Source organism: Bacillus infantis (assembly GCF_020171945.1).
In the GTDB taxonomy this organism is placed as follows: Bacteria; Bacillota; Bacilli; order Bacillales; family Cytobacillaceae; genus Bacillus_AB; species Bacillus_AB infantis_A.
Genome location: NZ_JAIVAP010000013.1, coordinates 16,366 through 32,616, shown reverse-complemented (window position 1 = coordinate 32,616; position 16,251 = coordinate 16,366). Strand labels below are relative to the sequence as shown.

12 protein-coding genes and 1 riboswitch are annotated in these 16,251 nt (G+C 45.6%); of the genes, 1 reads left to right on the top strand and 11 read right to left on the bottom strand.

Annotated features, from left to right (window positions below):
* Positions 1-47: 47 nt before the first annotated feature.
* From LCM00_RS16640 to LCM00_RS16625, 4 genes are all read right to left on the bottom strand, one after another.
* Positions 48-1,442 (bottom strand): sugar porter family MFS transporter, encoded by a 1,395-nt coding sequence (locus LCM00_RS16640; RefSeq protein WP_224904377.1) that lies wholly within the window; start codon positions 1,440-1,442, stop codon positions 48-50.
* Positions 1,443-1,690: 248 nt separating this feature from the next.
* Positions 1,691-3,115: an L-arabinose isomerase gene (gene araA / locus LCM00_RS16635; protein ID WP_224904375.1), complete on the bottom strand. Its 1,425-nt coding sequence runs from the start codon at positions 3,113-3,115 to the stop codon at positions 1,691-1,693.
* Positions 3,116-3,154: 39 nt separating this feature from the next.
* Positions 3,155-3,850, bottom strand: a complete 696-nt coding sequence (locus LCM00_RS16630; protein WP_224904151.1) for an L-ribulose-5-phosphate 4-epimerase — start codon at positions 3,848-3,850, stop codon at positions 3,155-3,157.
* 12 nt (positions 3,851-3,862) lie between these two features.
* Positions 3,863-5,464, bottom strand: coding sequence for a xylulokinase (locus tag LCM00_RS16625; protein WP_224904149.1), 1,602 nt, complete (start codon positions 5,462-5,464; stop codon positions 3,863-3,865).
* 317 nt (positions 5,465-5,781) lie between these two features.
* Between LCM00_RS16625 and LCM00_RS16620 the strand changes: the two genes are divergently transcribed.
* Positions 5,782-6,864: a GntR family transcriptional regulator gene (locus LCM00_RS16620; protein WP_224904147.1), complete on the top strand. Its 1,083-nt coding sequence runs from the start codon at positions 5,782-5,784 to the stop codon at positions 6,862-6,864.
* Positions 6,865-7,006: 142 nt separating this feature from the next.
* On the opposite strand, the gene LCM00_RS16615 is transcribed toward LCM00_RS16620, so the two are convergent.
* The 7 genes from LCM00_RS16615 to LCM00_RS16585 form a co-directional block, all read right to left on the bottom strand.
* On the bottom strand, positions 7,007-7,909 hold the full coding sequence (locus tag LCM00_RS16615) for an HD-GYP domain-containing protein (RefSeq protein WP_224904145.1): 903 nt from the start codon (positions 7,907-7,909) through the stop codon (positions 7,007-7,009).
* A gap of 116 nt (positions 7,910-8,025) precedes the next feature.
* Entirely contained in the window at positions 8,026-8,679 is a 654-nt protein-coding gene (locus LCM00_RS16610; protein ID WP_224904143.1) for a hypothetical protein, read from the bottom strand.
* Between the two features lie 97 nt (positions 8,680-8,776).
* Positions 8,777-8,866, bottom strand: a riboswitch (cyclic di-GMP riboswitch).
* 289 nt (positions 8,867-9,155) lie between these two features.
* Positions 9,156-10,823 carry a glycerol-3-phosphate dehydrogenase/oxidase gene (locus tag LCM00_RS16605; protein WP_224904141.1) on the bottom strand — a complete coding sequence of 556 codons (1,668 nt, stop codon included), beginning with the start codon at positions 10,821-10,823 and terminating at the stop codon, positions 9,156-9,158.
* A 270-nt stretch (positions 10,824-11,093) separates the two neighbouring features.
* Positions 11,094-12,584: a glycerol kinase GlpK gene (gene glpK, locus LCM00_RS16600; protein WP_224904139.1), complete on the bottom strand. Its 1,491-nt coding sequence runs from the start codon at positions 12,582-12,584 to the stop codon at positions 11,094-11,096.
* A 78-nt stretch (positions 12,585-12,662) separates the two neighbouring features.
* Positions 12,663-14,681: an alpha/beta fold hydrolase gene (locus LCM00_RS16595; RefSeq protein ID WP_224904137.1), complete on the bottom strand. Its 2,019-nt coding sequence runs from the start codon at positions 14,679-14,681 to the stop codon at positions 12,663-12,665.
* A 239-nt stretch (positions 14,682-14,920) separates the two neighbouring features.
* Positions 14,921-15,454 carry a glycerol-3-phosphate responsive antiterminator gene (locus LCM00_RS16590; protein ID WP_224904135.1) on the bottom strand — a complete coding sequence of 178 codons (534 nt, stop codon included), beginning with the start codon at positions 15,452-15,454 and terminating at the stop codon, positions 14,921-14,923.
* 75 nt (positions 15,455-15,529) lie between these two features.
* A complete protein-coding gene (locus LCM00_RS16585; protein ID WP_224904133.1) occupies positions 15,530-16,237 on the bottom strand; it encodes a DNA alkylation repair protein in 708 nt (235 codons plus the stop codon).
* Positions 16,238-16,251: the final 14 nt, after the last annotated feature.

Genomic DNA, 16,251 nt, shown 5'->3' with positions numbered 1-16,251 from the left:
CTCTTTCCATTGTGAATGGGTCCAGGCCCACTCTATCACACTTTCATTTATGCACTTTTTTTAGCATTCAGTTTATTTTCCCCGATTTTCTCGATTTCTTCCAGGCTGCGGCCGCGGGTTTCAGGGACACTTGTCCGGATAAATACTACCCCGAGGATACAAATGATGCCGAAGATGGCAAACACGGCTTCCTGGGCCATATTAGCGGTCATGATCGGGAATAAAAGCCCAACCAGGAAAGAACCGATCCAGTTAAACGATGAAGCCAGTCCGGAAGCACGTCCGCGGATGGCAAGCGGGAAGATTTCCCCGACGATGACCCAGGTTAAAGGGGCCCATGTGAATGAATATAACGCTACATAGATACTTAAGAAAACAACCATCATCATCGGATCTGCATTAGGAAGCAGGACATTTAAAACAGCCGGCAATATAAATGAGAGCCCCATGATAGTTCCGCCTACTGTCAGTAAGGTGCGGCGGTTGAATTTGTCGGCAATCAGCAGGAACACCAATGAACCCAGTACAAGGATGACCCCTTGGATGATCGGCCACATCAATGCGGAGCTGGCTGCGTGCCCTGTAGCATTTTCCACAATTAAAGGTATGTAATAAAAAATGGCATTAGCACCCTGGAATTGCTGGAAAGCAGCAACACCCACACCGGCAATTAATAAATACCGGTATTTATTGCTGAAAAGTGTACCCCATGATGCTTTTTGGCTGGCCTTTCTTTCTTCTTGGGCCGCATCCTGGATATGCTTTATTTCAGTATCAATTTCCTGTTTGTTAACCCGGATATAGCTCAGCACCCTGCGGGCTTCATCCAGCTTATTATTCTTGATTAAAAAACGCGGTGATTCTGGAAGCCTTAACATTCCGAAAAATAGGATGACAGCCGGGATTGCAGCCAAACCAAGCATTAAACGCCAGGCCATTGTTTCCGGCAGATCCTTCAGCAGGAAATCCACAATATACGAAAGCAGCATTCCAGATACAATCATCGTCTGATTGATTCCTGACAATCGTCCGCGCAGGCGTGCCGGTGCCATTTCTGACATGTAGGCCGGGACCAGTGCGGAAGCAGCACCAACTGCCAAGCCCAATAATACCCTGGCAACAATCAAAAAGAGAATCCCATCATGCGGGGCGATCCCTGATAAGATGGAGCCAGCCACAAAAATCACAGCCGATATCAGGATCATTTTGCGCCGTCCTAAGCGGTCGGAAAGCTGTCCGGCCAGCGCACCCCCAAAAATAGCTCCTAACATGACAGAAGAAGTAATCCAGCCTATAGCGCCAGCTTCATTCTGAAGGTTCCAATCACTTTGCAGAAAAGGCAGTGCTCCTGTCATGACACCGATATCATAACCAAAGAGAATGCCGGCAAATGCCCCGAAAAAATAAATGAAGCCGCTTGAGATTTTCTTTTCATTCCCCATTTCCAGTTCCTCCTCAAGGTTGTCTCTCACTGTTGAAAATACGAATGGCAACTAGACCAAGTGCAAGGCACAGAAAAACTTTCCCATGCATAATGCAACGTCCTTTATAAATTTAAATGCTTGTCCGAAAATATGGGTGCGCTTACATTAAAGGCCAGAGTTTCATGCCTGATCGGCAATTGGGCCTCATGTTCTTATATGCTCATTTTAACTCCCGGGAAGCATGGCTCCCCAGGAAAATAAAGATATTACTTGATCACAACATAGTCTAAATCAACAAGTTTGGCATAAGAGATAATTTGGTCAGCTGTTAGATTCAAAGAAACAACCGTATGGTGGCCTCCGCCGTTTTCAAGCCATGCTTTGACCCCACCCTGGAAGTTTGGCTTCACTTCCCAAAGTACACGGGCAACAGGAAGATTCGGTGCAGGAACTGTCGGTTCAAATGCAGCAATTTCGTTGATCAATAGTTTAAAGTGAGTGCCGAAGTCCGCCATTGAAACAACCACACCGTCCCCGGCTTTTCCGTCAAACACCAGACGTGCAGGATCTTCACGGTCACCGATGCCAAGTGGTGATACGACAATCTTCGGCTTGCTGCTGGCGAGGGAAGGATCTACTTCAAGCATATGAGATTGAAGGATCGATTCCCGGCCGGCTGCCAGCTCGTATGTGTAATCTTCCATAAAACCTGTGGATTGGTTGCGGCTCATTACTTTCAGCAGGCGGTCAAGTGCAGCCGTCTTCCAGTCCCCTTCACCCGCAAAGCCATATCCCTGCGCCATCAAACGCTGAACGGCAAGGCCGGGGAGCTGTTTCATCCCATGTAAATCTTCGAAGTTGGAGGTAAAGGCAGTGTAGCCGCCCTCATCAAGGAAGCGCTTAATCGCAATTTCATAGCTTGCTTGCACTTTTACGCTTTTCTCCCAATCTTCCTTACTATAGCTGCCATAATCAAACTCGTATAGGTCCTTATATTCTTCCATTAAAGCCTGAACCTCTTCGTCCTTAACATCATCTATATATTGGACCAAGTCTCCGATGCCAAAATAATCAACAGTCCATCCAAACTGGATTTGGGCTTCAACCTTGTCCCCTTCGGTTACAGCAACATTGCGCATATTATCGCCAAAGCGGGCAACCTTGATATGGAAGCTATCGTTATAAGCAGCCGCCACATCCATCCAGTCGGCAATCTGCTGCTGCACCTCAGGGCGCCCCCAGTAGCCTGTGACAATTTTGTTTTGTTTCTTCAGCCGGGCATTGATAAATCCATATTCACGGTCACCGTGTGCAGATTGATTCAGGTTCATGAAATCCATATCAATTGTATCCCAAGGTATGCTTTCATTGAATTGCGTTGCTAGATGAAGCAATGGCTTCTGCAATAATTTCGTGCCGCGGATCCACATCTTCGCAGGGGAGAAAGTATGCATCCAGGTGATGACACCGGCTACTTCGTCGCGGTAATTTACTTCTTTCATGATGCTTGTGATTTTATCTGCGCTGACAGCCAAATCCTGCAATACAAGCGGATATGGGAGGACACCGCTTTCATTCAATGCATCGGCCATTTTCTGTGCGTTAGCCCTGACTTCTGCCAGCGCTTCTTCTCCATATAGATGCTGTGAACCTACGACAAACCAAAATTCTTTTTTCCCTGTTGTTAGCATAATCATCCTCTTTTCTTCTTTTGATGGATTGATAGAACTCTATTTTTGTCCATAATAAGCATTCTTGCCGTGCTTCCGGAGGTAATGCTTATCTAATATTCTCTGCGGCAATGCCTCAGCAAAGTGATTTAGTTCCCGGGTAAATAAATTCATTTTAGCCACTTCGTCGAGCACTACACTATTCAAAACGGCTGCTTTTGCATCCTTGCCCCAGGTAAATGGGCCGTGCCCATGAAGCAGGACGCCCGGGACAGCTAAAATATCCAAACCGCGTTCTTCGAATGTTTCAATGATCACCTTGCCTGTTTCTGCTTCATAGCCCCGGTCGATCTCCTCTTGCGTCAAATGGCGGGCACATGGCACGGAACCATAGAATGTATCGGCATGAGTGGTTCCCATCGCCGGCACATCAAGGCCGGCCTGGGCCCAGATTGTCGCCCAGGTGGAATGGGTGTGCACAATGCCGCCAATCTCCCCGTAATGCTTATAAAGCACTGCATGTGTGGCTGTATCGGATGAAGGCCTTAAATCTCCTTCAACCACATTGCCGTCCAGATCAACCACCACCATATCGCCCGGAGTCATCGTTTCATAATCAACGCCACTGGGCTTGATTACAAATAAGCCGGCTTCCCGGTCAATAGCGCTTGCATTTCCCCATGTATACTTCACTAATCCATATTTAGGCAAATCCAGATTTGCCTGATAAACTTCTTCTTTCAGTTGTTCTAACATCACCATCACTCCTTAAACAATCAGATGATCAACAGCGGCCTGTTCAATCATCAGTCCTTTTTTATATCGTTCGAGAAACTCTTCAAACCCTTTTACATCTAATTGGTCAGGATAGATTTCATGTCTCTCAACCTCTTCAAAGACTCTATTATCAAGAAACTCTTCTAGGCTTTCTTCCCCGCCCCTATTCATCATATAAGAAGCAAGGATTGCCATCCCCCATGCGCCGCCTTCTCCGGCTGTGGCTGTGACTGATACTGGCGTGTTCATGGCAGCTGCTGCCATTTTTTGCCCGACAAGAGGTGTCTTGAACAGACCGCCATGAGCCAGAATACTATCGATTGCGATATGTTCTTTTTGGGTCAGGATATCCATCCCCATTTTCAGCGCGCAAAAAGCGGAAAACAGATGCGTCCTCATGAAGTTTGCCAGATTGAAAGTGCTTTCCGGAGAGCGGACAAATAATGGCCTTCCTTGTTCCAGGCCTGTGATATTTTCACCTGAATAATAGCCATAGCTCAGCAGGCCGCCGCCATCCGCATCTGCCTCTAATGCTTTGTTCAGCATCACTTCAAACAGCTTATCTTTATCTGCTTTGTGCCCCATAGCCTCGGAGAATTCACTGAACAGCCCCATCCAGGCATTAAGATCACTGGAGCAATTATTCGCATGCACCATTCCTACAGGGCTGCCGCTTGGGGTTGTGACCAGATCGATTTCCGGATATACCTTTGAAAGTTCTTTTTCTAATACAATCATGGCAAACACGGAAGTTCCTACTGAAACATTCCCGGTGCGTTTCCTCACACTATTGGTGGCGACCATCCCTGTTCCGGCATCGCCTTCCGGGGGACAAACCGGAATGCCCGGCTGCAGATTTTGTGACCGGTCTAGAATTTTCGCTCCAATTTCAGTTAGCTGGCCGGCCTGTTCGCCTGCACCCAATACCTTAGGAAGAATGTCCTTCAGTTTCCAAAGCCCCTTGTCCGCTATTAAATCGTCAAACTGCTTTACCATGGTTTCATTGTAATCCTGCCTGGATTCATCTATAGGGAAGATGCCCGAGGCATCCCCGATGCCGATTGCCTTTTCACCAGTAAGCAGCCAGTGGATGTATCCAGCCAGAGTGGTCATATAATCGATGCGGTTCAAATGTTTCTCGTCATTCAATATGGCCTGATAAAGATGGGCGATACTCCATCGTTCAGGGATATTGAACTGAAAAATATCGGTCAATTCTTTTGCTGCAGCACCGGTAGTCGAGTTGCGCCAGGTCCGGAATGGGACGAGCAGCTCCCCTGTTTTATCAAAAGCCATATATCCGTGCATCATAGCCGAAAATCCAATTGAACCGATTTTGCGGATGGTGATTCCGTAATTCCGTTCAACATCCAGCTTCATTTCACTGTAAGCTGCTTGCAGGCCAGTGATGATATCGACTAAGTTGTACGTCCAATAACCATCCTCCAGACAGTTTTCCCATTCATAACTCCCAGAAGCAATGGTTTCAAAGCTGCTATCAATCAGCACTGCTTTAAGACGGGTGGATCCTAATTCTATTCCAAGTGAAGTTGTCCCCTCAGCAATCGCTTGTACGATCTTTGTATGATTCATGTTCAAATTCCCCTTCCCAGGCAGCAGTATATATATATAAGGAAGTGCTTTTATTTTCCATGCCGCACTTCTTTGACAGCGATTTCAAAAATGAAAATCAGCAAGGAAGCGCTTTATTGCATCTACAAACCCAGTATAATTTTTTGTACGTACATTTGTCAATTATAAAGATAATTAATACATACAAATTATTCGGAGTCTTGATAACAGAAATACAGTACTTATTTTCATTCCTGCAAAAGCATGCTAAGATATGTCCATATATAACTCTTGGGCAGTGAATTTGTAGGTGATCAGCCAGGAAAGAAGTGAAATTAATGAAACCAAAATATCAGATAATCCTTGATGATATTAAAAATAAAATTCTCTCCGGAGAGTATCTTGTAGGAGAACAGATTCCTACAGAATCAGCTCTCCAGGAAAAATACACCGTCAGCAGGCATACGATACGAAAGGCCATATTGGAGCTGTCAAATGAGGGGTACCTGCGGAGTGAAAAAGGCTCCGGCACCTATGTCAGCAGCCAATTCCAGTCAAAATCAAACCGCAATCATAATAAAACAATCGGCGTCATTACTACTTATATTTCTGATTATATTTTTCCCTCCATCATCCGCGGCATTGAGAAAAGATTGAAGGAGGATAATTATTCACTTTTGCTGGCCAGTACCAATAATGATGTCGAGCAAGAGAAAAAAGCGTTGGAAATGATGCTTTCATACGGGGTGGATGGCCTCATCATTGAACCTACAAAAAGTAATCAATATAACCCCAATATTGCCTACTATCTGCTGTTCAAGGAACAAGACGTCCCTTTTATCATGATCAATGCTTATTACGAAGAATTAGAAGTCCCCTTCCTTTCCCTAAATGATGTAGAATCCAGCTATCTTGCGGCAAAAGAATTGATATCAAAGGGCCATACACAAATCGGGATCATATCAAAAATGGATGATCTGCAGGGGAAATATCGGATGAAGGGGTATATAAAGGCGCTTCAAGAAGCAAAGATACGATTCCGGCCGGAGCATGTGCTTACGTTCACAACAGAGACAAAGCTGGATTTATACTCAAATTTAAAAACCTTCCTGGATGAAAATAGAGATATTTTATCAGCAGTTGTATGCTATAACGATGAAGTAGGATTAGAAGTGGCAAATGTGTGCAGACAACTTTCCATTTCCATTCCAGATGAGCTGTCCATCATCGGCCAGGATAATTCCTATATCGCACAAAATGCAAATATTAAACTGACAACCTTGACACATCCCCAAGAACAGATGGGGCGGGATGCGGCGGATTGGGTCATCAAAAAATTGCAGGGAAAAAAGGATCTGCCGAACGAAACCTATTATCAGCCTGTGCTGATTGAAGGGGAAACAGTCGAAGAATTGAAGTAAGCCATTATGAACCATAAACATAGAGACTGCCCTCCGGCACTAACGCATATGGAGCGTCAGGCTCATCTTTTAAAATAAAACAAAAATGGTGCCTGGTCCCGAATGCTTAAAACTTTAGCAAACGTGGGACCAGGCACCTATTTTACAATCTCTCTTCTTCTTTTAAAATTTCTTCAAAAGCATTTACTACCTTACTATCATAGTGTGTACTTGCAAGCCTTTTTAGTTCATCCATAGCAAATCGAACACTGAAAGCCTTACGGTAGGCACGGTCTTCCGTCATGGCATCGAAAGTGTCACTGACAGCTATTATCCGTGATTCCAAGCGGATTTCATCACCCTTTAGTCCCCGCGGGTATCCCGTTCCATCCAGCCTCTCATGATGCTGCTCAATAATAGCGACAATATCCTGATAATATAGATCCTTAACCATTTCCGACCCTTCCAAAGGATGGCGTTTAATAACAGCAAATTCCTCATCTGTTAACTTATCAGGCTTATTTAATATCTCGCCGGGTGTATGGATTTTTCCTATATCATGCAGGATCGAAGCAATATATAAGTTCTCCAGCTTTCCCTTAGGAAGAGATAGTTTCCTTGCAATTTTCACTGCATATTCTGAAACCCGTTCACTATGCTTATGTGTATATTTATCCTTTTTTTCAACTTCGTCTACAACTGCTTTCAGACTTTGGACACTCTCACTCAGCTGATAAAAGGTCGGCTCTGTAATCACCCAAATGTAAATAACTTCGGATAAAGTCGTAAAATGAATGGGCTCCTTAAGGTCCGTGGAAGTAAAATAATCATGAGGTCCCATGTATACCTTTTCTCCATTTAATTCGCAGAACATCTCACCTTGGAGTATATAGACAAATTCCATTACATTGGGATTATCTCCGGGGTAAACATAAAACAGATTATCTTTTGAAATCCTTTGGATTATCACTTCAGAGCCGTCTCCACGGGCAAGCAGACTAATATCAAAATGTTCGAAAGAGACCCGTTCTAAGTTCTCACCCTTCCTCCCAATAGTAAAGGACATCTAAATCACCTCTCCATAATCTTACAAAGAAAGCGAGTCCTTTCTAGGAAGGGCTCGCTTCTAACCTAATTTTATAATATTTACACTATTACATCAATTTAATATTTAAGTTTTTTCTAGAATTTTACGACCCTGATTGGATCGATCCAGACCCACTGATCGGCAAAGCGTACAAGCTTCCAGCTGCACTCCGCTGTAACGCCTTTATCAGCAGCCTTCTTGATTGCTTCTGCTGACATTTTAAGCGTTTCGTCATAGATATCCGTAATAACTTTTTGGAGGTCCTTCGTATACTTTTCTGTCTTTTCTTGAGACTTTTCGGATTTCTCGTTCAACTTATCAGTCAGCTTATTAAACTTATCTTCTAGCTTTTTATGATCTTTGTCTTCTGTTTCCACTAGCTGCTTTGTTACTGCTTCTATTTCAGCATTAATATCTGCTATTTTGCTGCTGAGTTTTGCTTGGGCAGCTTCAAGCTTGGCATCGATATCAGCCTTTTTTTTACGTAATGCCTCTTGCTTCTTTACATCATTCTGGGCTTTTTCAAGATCTGCCTCCACTTTACTCTGCTCTTCCTGCAATTTGACAATCTCTTCTCCTTCTTCAATCTTGCGGATCTCCAGAAGGTAATCAGCCTGTAATTGATCCGCCTTTTCAACGGCTTTCTCGATTTTATTGTCGATTTCCCGGTTCGTCTTTTCTATCAATTCTAAAGCTTTCTGCACATCATCCTCTTTAGCAAACACAGAAGATCCTAATCCAAAAAACAAAGCAAATGAACAGAAGATTTAGATAATTTTTTTCATAATAGCAATTCCTCTCCCTTTTCCCTGAATGATCAGCTTCCTATTGTTCTAGCTTTCAAAAATTAGCAGCTGGCTGGCATAGCAAGTTTCTCTGCCTTAGCCCCTTTAGCTTTGCGTCCTTATTTTTTCAAATAGGTTGCCCCCCAGTCCATAGTATTATCTCTTATTATTATACAAGGACTATATACCCACTTCCATGACTAATTATGTTATATTTTGTATCATTTTGTAAAAATTACTAATAAATTTGTTTAACTGTCGAAATCTTTTGTTCCTTTCTATCAGCCACTCTGTCAAATCAGAAGGCCGTGGAGAGACTTGAGAGTGATTTCGCCATAAAACCTTAAATTGATTAAGGCGCCATACTTTACGGATAACTAAATTAAAAGGTCTGACCCAGCTTTAATAAAGCAGTGTCAGACCTATAACATAGGCTCTTTTTAAAACTCTTCCTCCGCAATCGGATGCGAAGCCTCATAAATCAGCTGATCCAACTCTTCTGTATATGCTGCTGTCTGCTCCTGTGACCAGCTGAACTCCTTATTCATAAACCGGATGACGGAATCCTTATGCTCACAGACCCATCCTATATCAAAGAAAAGGGCGCCTGTCCTTCTGATGAAAAAGTCGACTGGCTTGTAGGCCATCTCATACTCAATGCTGTATCTTAAGCCCGCGTAGACGACCGGATCAAGATTTTCTGCCAGAGCCTTTTCTTTGCTGTTTTTATAGATATCAAAGACGATGTCCACATTGGAGCCATAGCGCTGGACAAGCTTCTTCGCTGCTTCTGCGGTCAAGCCCAGCTCTTTTCCTTCTTCCGTTTTGTTTTTCATGAACGTTTTGAAGCCTTCAGAACCGCCTACATCCCCGCCGGATATAGGCAGATGCATGGTTGCTGTTTTAGGATAATCTGTTCCTTCTTCCTCACCCAGCTGCTTTGCCACTAAATCTACGATGCTTTCCGCCATTTTCCGATAACCTGTCAGTTTGCCGCCGGCGATTGAAATGAATCCGGAGTGCGACACAAAGATTTCGTCCTTGCGCGAGATTTCAGAAGGTGATTTCCCGTCTTCATGGATCAGCGGCCTTAATCCGGACCAGCTTGATTCCACATCTTCAGCCGTGATCTTCACATCAGGGAACATGAAGTCAATCGCACCAAGGACATAATCCCGGTCTGCCACTGTCATTCTTGGATGGGCAATATTCCCCTTGTAGACCGTATCTGTCGTACCTACGTAAGTCTTGCCTTCACGCGGGATGGCAAAGACCATGCGGCCATCAGGCGTGTCAAAGTACACGGCCTGCTTCAGCGGGAATCTTTTGCCGTCGAATACGAGGTGAATCCCCTTCGTCAGCTGCAGCGATTTGCCTTTTTTGCTATGATCGATTTCACGCAGTGTGTCGACCCATGGGCCTGCTGCATTGACAATTTTCTTCGCCCTTATTTCCTGCACCGTTCCATCGGTCAGGTCTTCCGCTTTTACGCCTGCAATCTGACTGTTTTCATAGACAAGATCAGTGACTTTCATATAATTGAGTGCGAGTGCCCCTTTTTCAACCGCCTTTTTCATAACTTCAAGGGTCAGGCGGGCATCATCCGTTTTATATTCAACATAATAGCCGGCGCCGTTCATCCCCTCGCGCTTTAAGAGCGGTTCGCGCTTCAGGGCTTCTTCCGGCTTCATCATTTTTCTTCTTTCGTCCTTTTTGACACCGGCAAGGAAGTCATATACCCTCAGGCCGATATTCGTTGTGAAAGGTCCGAATGTGCCTCCCTTATAGAACGGAAGCAGCATCCATTCCGGTGTGGTGACATGCGGCCCGTTTTCATACACGATGGCCCGCTCTTTGCCGACTTCTGCGACAACCCCGATTTCAAATTGCTTCAAATAGCGCAGTCCGCCATGGACAAGCTTTGTGCTTCTGCTGGATGTACCGGCAGCAAAGTCCTGCATCTCAACGACAGCCACCTTCATCCCTCTCAGGGCAGCATCCAGCGCGATTCCTGCGCCTGTGATCCCGCCGCCGATGACAAGAAGGTCCAAAGGCCCCTTCTGGATTTTTTCCTTTATATCATGTCTTAATAAGTTAGTGAATTTCATCAAATCAGTCCCTTCAGGATCATCATATTCATGTAACAGCCTGGCTCCAGCTTATAAGGAGCTGTCTTGTTTTTTTAAAGCTCTATAAGTCCCATACCCGAAAAACAAAAAAAGAGACCACAAATCAGCCCTGCTTTTCGTTGCCGAAAAATAGAGCGATGTGGTCTCTCGAGTTCTCCATCCAAATATATTAACTTGTTTTTAGTATACCATGATAAATCAGCAATTTAAAGCATTCCGCTTGCTTAATGGAATATGCCGGATATGTCTTTATTTATACTCACGGGTGGCCGCCACAGCTTTTTTCCAGCCTTTATAAAGTCCTTCGCGCTTTTCTTCGGCCATTTCTGCCTTGAATGTGCGGTCCTTTTTCCAGTGCGCTGTGATCTCCTCTTTTTTGGTCCAATAGCCTACAGCCAGGCCGGCAAGGAAGGCAGCACCCAGTGCAGTCGTTTCATTGACAACCGGGCGGTCTACAGGGGCGCCGAGGATGTCGCTCTGGAATTGCATCAGGAAGTTATTTTTGACCACTCCGCCGTCTACCCTCAGGGATTTCACCGCTGTACCGGAGTCTGCAGCCATGCTGTCGAGCACATCTCTTGTCTGGTAGGCGAGCGATTCAAGGGTCGCCCGGATAAAATGCTCTTTTGTCGTCCCCCTGGTCAGGCCGAAGACTGCCCCGCGGGCATCACTGTCCCAATACGGCGTGCCCAGTCCAACAAAGGCAGGGACCACATAGACGCCTTCTGTGGAATCGACCCTGAGTGCATACTGCTCACTGGCTGAAGCACTGTCAATCATCCTCATGCCATCGCGCAGCCATTGGATGGCAGAACCGGCTACAAAGATGCTGCCTTCGAGCGCATATTCAACCTTTCCATCCACACCCCATGCGAGCGTCGTTAGCAGCCCATGGCTCGATTTGACAGGTTCTTCACCGGTATTCATCAGCATAAAGCAGCCGGTTCCGTAAGTGTTCTTCGCCATTCCTTTTTCAAAGCAGGCCTGGCCGAACAGAGCTGCCTGCTGATCGCCGGCGATGCCTGCAATCGGGACATTATGTCCGAAGAAATGATAGTCCACTGTATGGGCATACACTTCAGAAGATGGGCGGACTTCAGGAAGCATGCTTTTTGGTACAGTCAGGATGTCAAGAAGCTCTTCATCCCACTTCAAATCATAAATATTGTACATCAACGTCCGGGAGGCATTGGAATAATCGGTCACATGGACCTTCCCTCCGGAAAGCTTATACACCAGCCAGGTATCAATGGTGCCAAACAGCAGATCGCCGCTTTCTGCCTTCTCTCTTGCACCTTCCACATGATCAAGAATCCACTTTACTTTCGTGCCTGAAAAATAAGGGTCCAGCAGAAGGCCTGTTTTACGATTGAACAGATCATTATATCCCTGTTCCCGCAGGTCGCGGCAAATAGGCTCTGTCTGGCGGGACTGCCAGACGATGGCATGGTAAACGGGCTTACCCGTATGCTTATCCCAGACAACCGCGGTTTCACGCTGATTCGTGATGCCGATGCCCGCTATTTCCTCCGGTCCCGCATCAGCCTTCCGCAGGACAGATGCGATACAGGCAAGGATCGAGGTCCAGATTTCGCTGGCATCATGCTCAACCCACCCCGGCTTAGGAAAAAACTGCTCAAATTCCTGCTGGGCCGTTTCTACGATTTCGCCGCTTTTATCAAATAGTATGGCACGGGAACTGGTTGTGCCCTGATCAAGTGCCAAGATGTATTTTCCCATAGATATTCCTCCTCCCGTTAGATAGAAAAGAGCTGGGGACCATACAGGCCCCTTGCTCTCTATATATTTTGCAGACTATTAAAAGATCGTGTAAAGCGCTGTATTTGCCAGAGTGATCAGTGTCATCAGCAAAGTATTGATGAATGCGCCCACATAGACATTTCCTGTTTTCCTATAGAAGTAGCGGTTAAACAGTGCCGCTACGAGAAGGGCTGGCACCAGGCCAATTACGATAATGGAAGAAAGCGATTCTCCCGGATAGCCGGCAGTTCCAGTCGTAAACAACAGGCCATAATGATAGCCGAGGTATAGAACCAGACCGCCGATGAAATGGAAGACAGAAATGAGATACCCTTTCCATCCATTATACTTCACAGTCGCTGTATTCATGTTGACGGACAGGCCGACAACAAAGTAGTAGATCAGGAATAATGGTGCATATTTCAGCAGTGCTGCCAGATGCTGGCCTTCAAATGTTTTTACAGCGAATGTCCAGATGCGGAAGTCTACCTGGAAGAGGGCATCCATCAGATAAAGAACCCCGTAGCCGATCGCAACAGCTGCAATGGCAGTGACAAGCGAAGCAATAATTGACTTGACGCTTGCCTTCACGCCATAATTCTTAATTGTTGCACCTTCAGGCTTTTTCGCAACATAATGGTAGCCGACCATCATCATCAGCGTGATGATTGCAACATTGATCGCCCAATACAGGACTGGATTCACAGTCGGTGCGCCAAAAAGCTCTGTTGTGGCAAGCATTTTATCCTGCAGTCTCAGATATATATATTGAACCACACTTAGAACGAGCATGATAGCAGAAACTGTCTTGATGCTGCGCTCTGATTTTTTCACAAAAGAAGAGATCAGGACAATGGCAGACAGGGCAATGAAGATCATACTGATCTGTCTTAGTAATCTCATTCCGTAGACATCTCCTCCATATAGTGCGGAGAAGAACAAGGCAGGGAAAAGCCCGCCGACAACAATCAGGATCAAGCCTGCCAGCTTCGCGCCGTTTGTCTTCGGAGCAGGAAGCGGCTCCGGTCTTCCTGTATAAATGCTGTTAAGGAACGGCAGCTTCGATAATAGGGAAACAACTGGTACAAACAGCAGGAAGAATCCGATCAGCGCGACAAAGGAGAACCACTCTTTAAACATCCATGTCTGCCCATCCTCATCCACTGTTAATGCTTCACTATAATCGGCAAAAGCCATATCATAAAAATCGATTGCATATCCTGTAGACGTTTTGGAGAAGTGATTCCAAGGGTGTGTCTCATTTGGCTGATAAATGATTCTTTCTCCGCCATTTACCTCATAGACTTTCCCAGCTTCAGGCTTTTCCGGGTTACCCAGGAAGCTTTGGCCTTCTTCGGTGCCAACATAGTTTTTCTTCACAACAGGCGTACCTGCAGCTGCTGCTTCTGCATCAAAGAAGAATTCATCATACTGGCCGGCGATTTTTCCGGATGGCCTTGGCCCGTAAGAGTTGTTGATATCTTCAATGGTATAGCCGAGAGACTTCAGCCACTGATAGTCAGATCCCATTGTCAGGGAGCTGTAGATTTTCCTGATGCCGCTTTGCTGGAAATCTGCTTCATCAAGCATGACGGCATGGGTAGATGAGAAGCCGCCCATACTGTGGCCGGAAACCGCAATGATGCCATTGCCGTTTTGATCTTTCAGGACATAATCCTGGTCATACATATACTGGACAGCATCATAGATTGCATGCGGCCAGAAGGAGAAGAACGGAACCGGCTTTTCCATTGTTCCTGTTGAGTGGCCATGGTCATACTGATCCAAGGCGAGCACCACATATCCTCTCTTTGACATTTCGATGGCCTGTGCATCCTGCATTTCTGCAGAGTTCAGGTAGCCGTGCGTGGCCACGATGGTGGGCCTTGCTTCCTGATCAGCGCCATCAGGCTTATACAGCAGCCCTGAAAGCTCTCCTCTAGGTGTATCAAAATAAATGCGTGAGACATCCACATCCCCGCTTGAACTATTAAACCGGGAAGCACCAAAGCTTCCAGCAAGAATTAACAGCAAAGAAATCACTAATAAGACGACCGGCTTCTTTACTCTATTCATCTCATATCCCCCTTTTAACCTATTGATATTCAAGATATATTGCCTAAATAACCAGATCTGAAAGACAAAAAAGACACATTAAATACCCCTGAATCCTGAATTCAAGGCATTTAATGTGTCTCCTCATCTCGTCACGGATTATTAACTTATCCCTAGTGTAAATTCTAATGAAAACGTTGTCAACATAATTCGACAATTTCCTGAACAGTGGTCCATTTTAAAATAAGAAAAAGGCCCTGTCACCATAAATCCCGATTGGAGGTGGTGACGGCAGAAGCACCATTGTTCAAGGCGCTTTGAATATCCTCTTCGGTACGGATGAGTCCCCCTGCAATCAGCGGAATATCTGTTTTCTCATGGATTTCTTCCATGATGCCCGGGATGATGCCGGGCAGGACCTCAATATAATCCGGCTTGACCTTGCGGCTGATCCTGACATTATGCTCCAGCACATGGCTATCCAGGGCAAACAGTCTTTGAATCGCAACCACATGATGCTTTTTTGCCAAAGAAATTACATTAACCCTGGTAGAGACGATGCCATCCACCTTCACATTATTGATCAGATATTCAATCCCATACTCGTCCACCTTCAGTCCTTGAACGAGATCCGCATGCACAAACACCTTCTTCCCGCTCTGCTTCGCATACCTGACCACACTTTCAATCTGCGACAGGCGTGTCTCCAGAAGAATAATATGCTCATGCTCTCTCTTCAATACATGCTCAAAATCCTTCATATTCCGGATAGCCGGGATTATGCCAGTAAACAAATGATCACATCCAGTTTGTGTTAGTAGAAGTCTGTTAGGTACATTCTGCGGGTTTGGGCAGGATTTAGCAATAGCCTAACACCTGACATATCTCCGCTTAAAACCAAGCCGGCCTCTATCCACTTCTTTCTGCAGATTTTCGTATGGATTCAGCAGGCTGGGCTTTTTCTTTTCCCGCTTCATTTCTACCGCACCAACTTCCAGGGCGGTCCCGAGCGCCTTTTCATGCTGCGGCAAATAGGAAAGCCCGACAGTATATATAAAGTTGCTCATAGAAGATTTCGTTCTTTCCGGCGCGTTATGAATCGACTTTTTCACAAAATCAAGCATACCGGAGATCTTCTCTTCCTCAAATTCATGGTCCTTCCGGTTCCCGAGCAGCCAGCAGTAGCAGCTCCAGCCTGCCGACATCTTCAGCTCATTGCCGCTGGCAATCCATTTATCCGCAACTTCCTGAGCAATATCAGACTCTGATAAAGTGACGGCAACCACATAGTCTGAAAGCATATAAAAATATGCACCCTCAATCCAGCGCTCATAATCGGCTTCTGTCATCCCATTCGGATCTGCTATGATGCCGGCAAAATACATGGCATCATAGTTTCCTGTCGCATAGAGTTCTTCGGCCAACTTCTGATCGATCTTTATTTTCTTCGCCATCGGCTTCATGGCACCAGTCGCGACGCCAAAGAGAGGCTCATGGGCGCCGTTGGACAGGTATATTTTCTTCGTCCGTTCCTTGCCGAGGGCTTCAAGCTCCTGCATGACTGATTTGAATTCCATCTTTTGCACTTCCT

Excerpts from the sequence above, each read along its gene's own strand:
- LCM00_RS16605 (WP_224904141.1), bottom strand. The coding sequence starts at position 10,823 with ATGAAATTCACTAACTTATTAAGACATGATATAAAGGAAAAAATCCAG.
- LCM00_RS16615 (WP_224904145.1), bottom strand. The coding sequence starts at position 7,909 with ATGTCCTTTACTATTGGGAGGAAGGGTGAGAACTTAGAACGGGTCTCT.
- LCM00_RS16630 (WP_224904151.1), bottom strand. The coding sequence starts at position 3,850 with ATGTTAGAACAACTGAAAGAAGAAGTTTATCAGGCAAATCTGGATTTG.
- glpK (WP_224904139.1), bottom strand. The coding sequence starts at position 12,584 with ATGGGAAAATACATCTTGGCACTTGATCAGGGCACAACCAGTTCCCGT.
- LCM00_RS16585 (WP_224904133.1), bottom strand. The coding sequence starts at position 16,237 with ATGGAATTCAAATCAGTCATGCAGGAGCTTGAAGCCCTCGGCAAGGAA.
- LCM00_RS16620 (WP_224904147.1), top strand. The coding sequence starts at position 5,782 with ATGAAACCAAAATATCAGATAATCCTTGATGATATTAAAAATAAAATT.
- LCM00_RS16625 (WP_224904149.1), bottom strand. The coding sequence starts at position 5,464 with ATGAATCATACAAAGATCGTACAAGCGATTGCTGAGGGGACAACTTCA.
- LCM00_RS16595 (WP_224904137.1), bottom strand. The coding sequence starts at position 14,681 with ATGAATAGAGTAAAGAAGCCGGTCGTCTTATTAGTGATTTCTTTGCTG.
- araA (WP_224904375.1), bottom strand. The coding sequence starts at position 3,115 with ATGCTAACAACAGGGAAAAAAGAATTTTGGTTTGTCGTAGGTTCACAG.
- LCM00_RS16640 (WP_224904377.1), bottom strand. The coding sequence starts at position 1,442 with ATGGGGAATGAAAAGAAAATCTCAAGCGGCTTCATTTATTTTTTCGGG.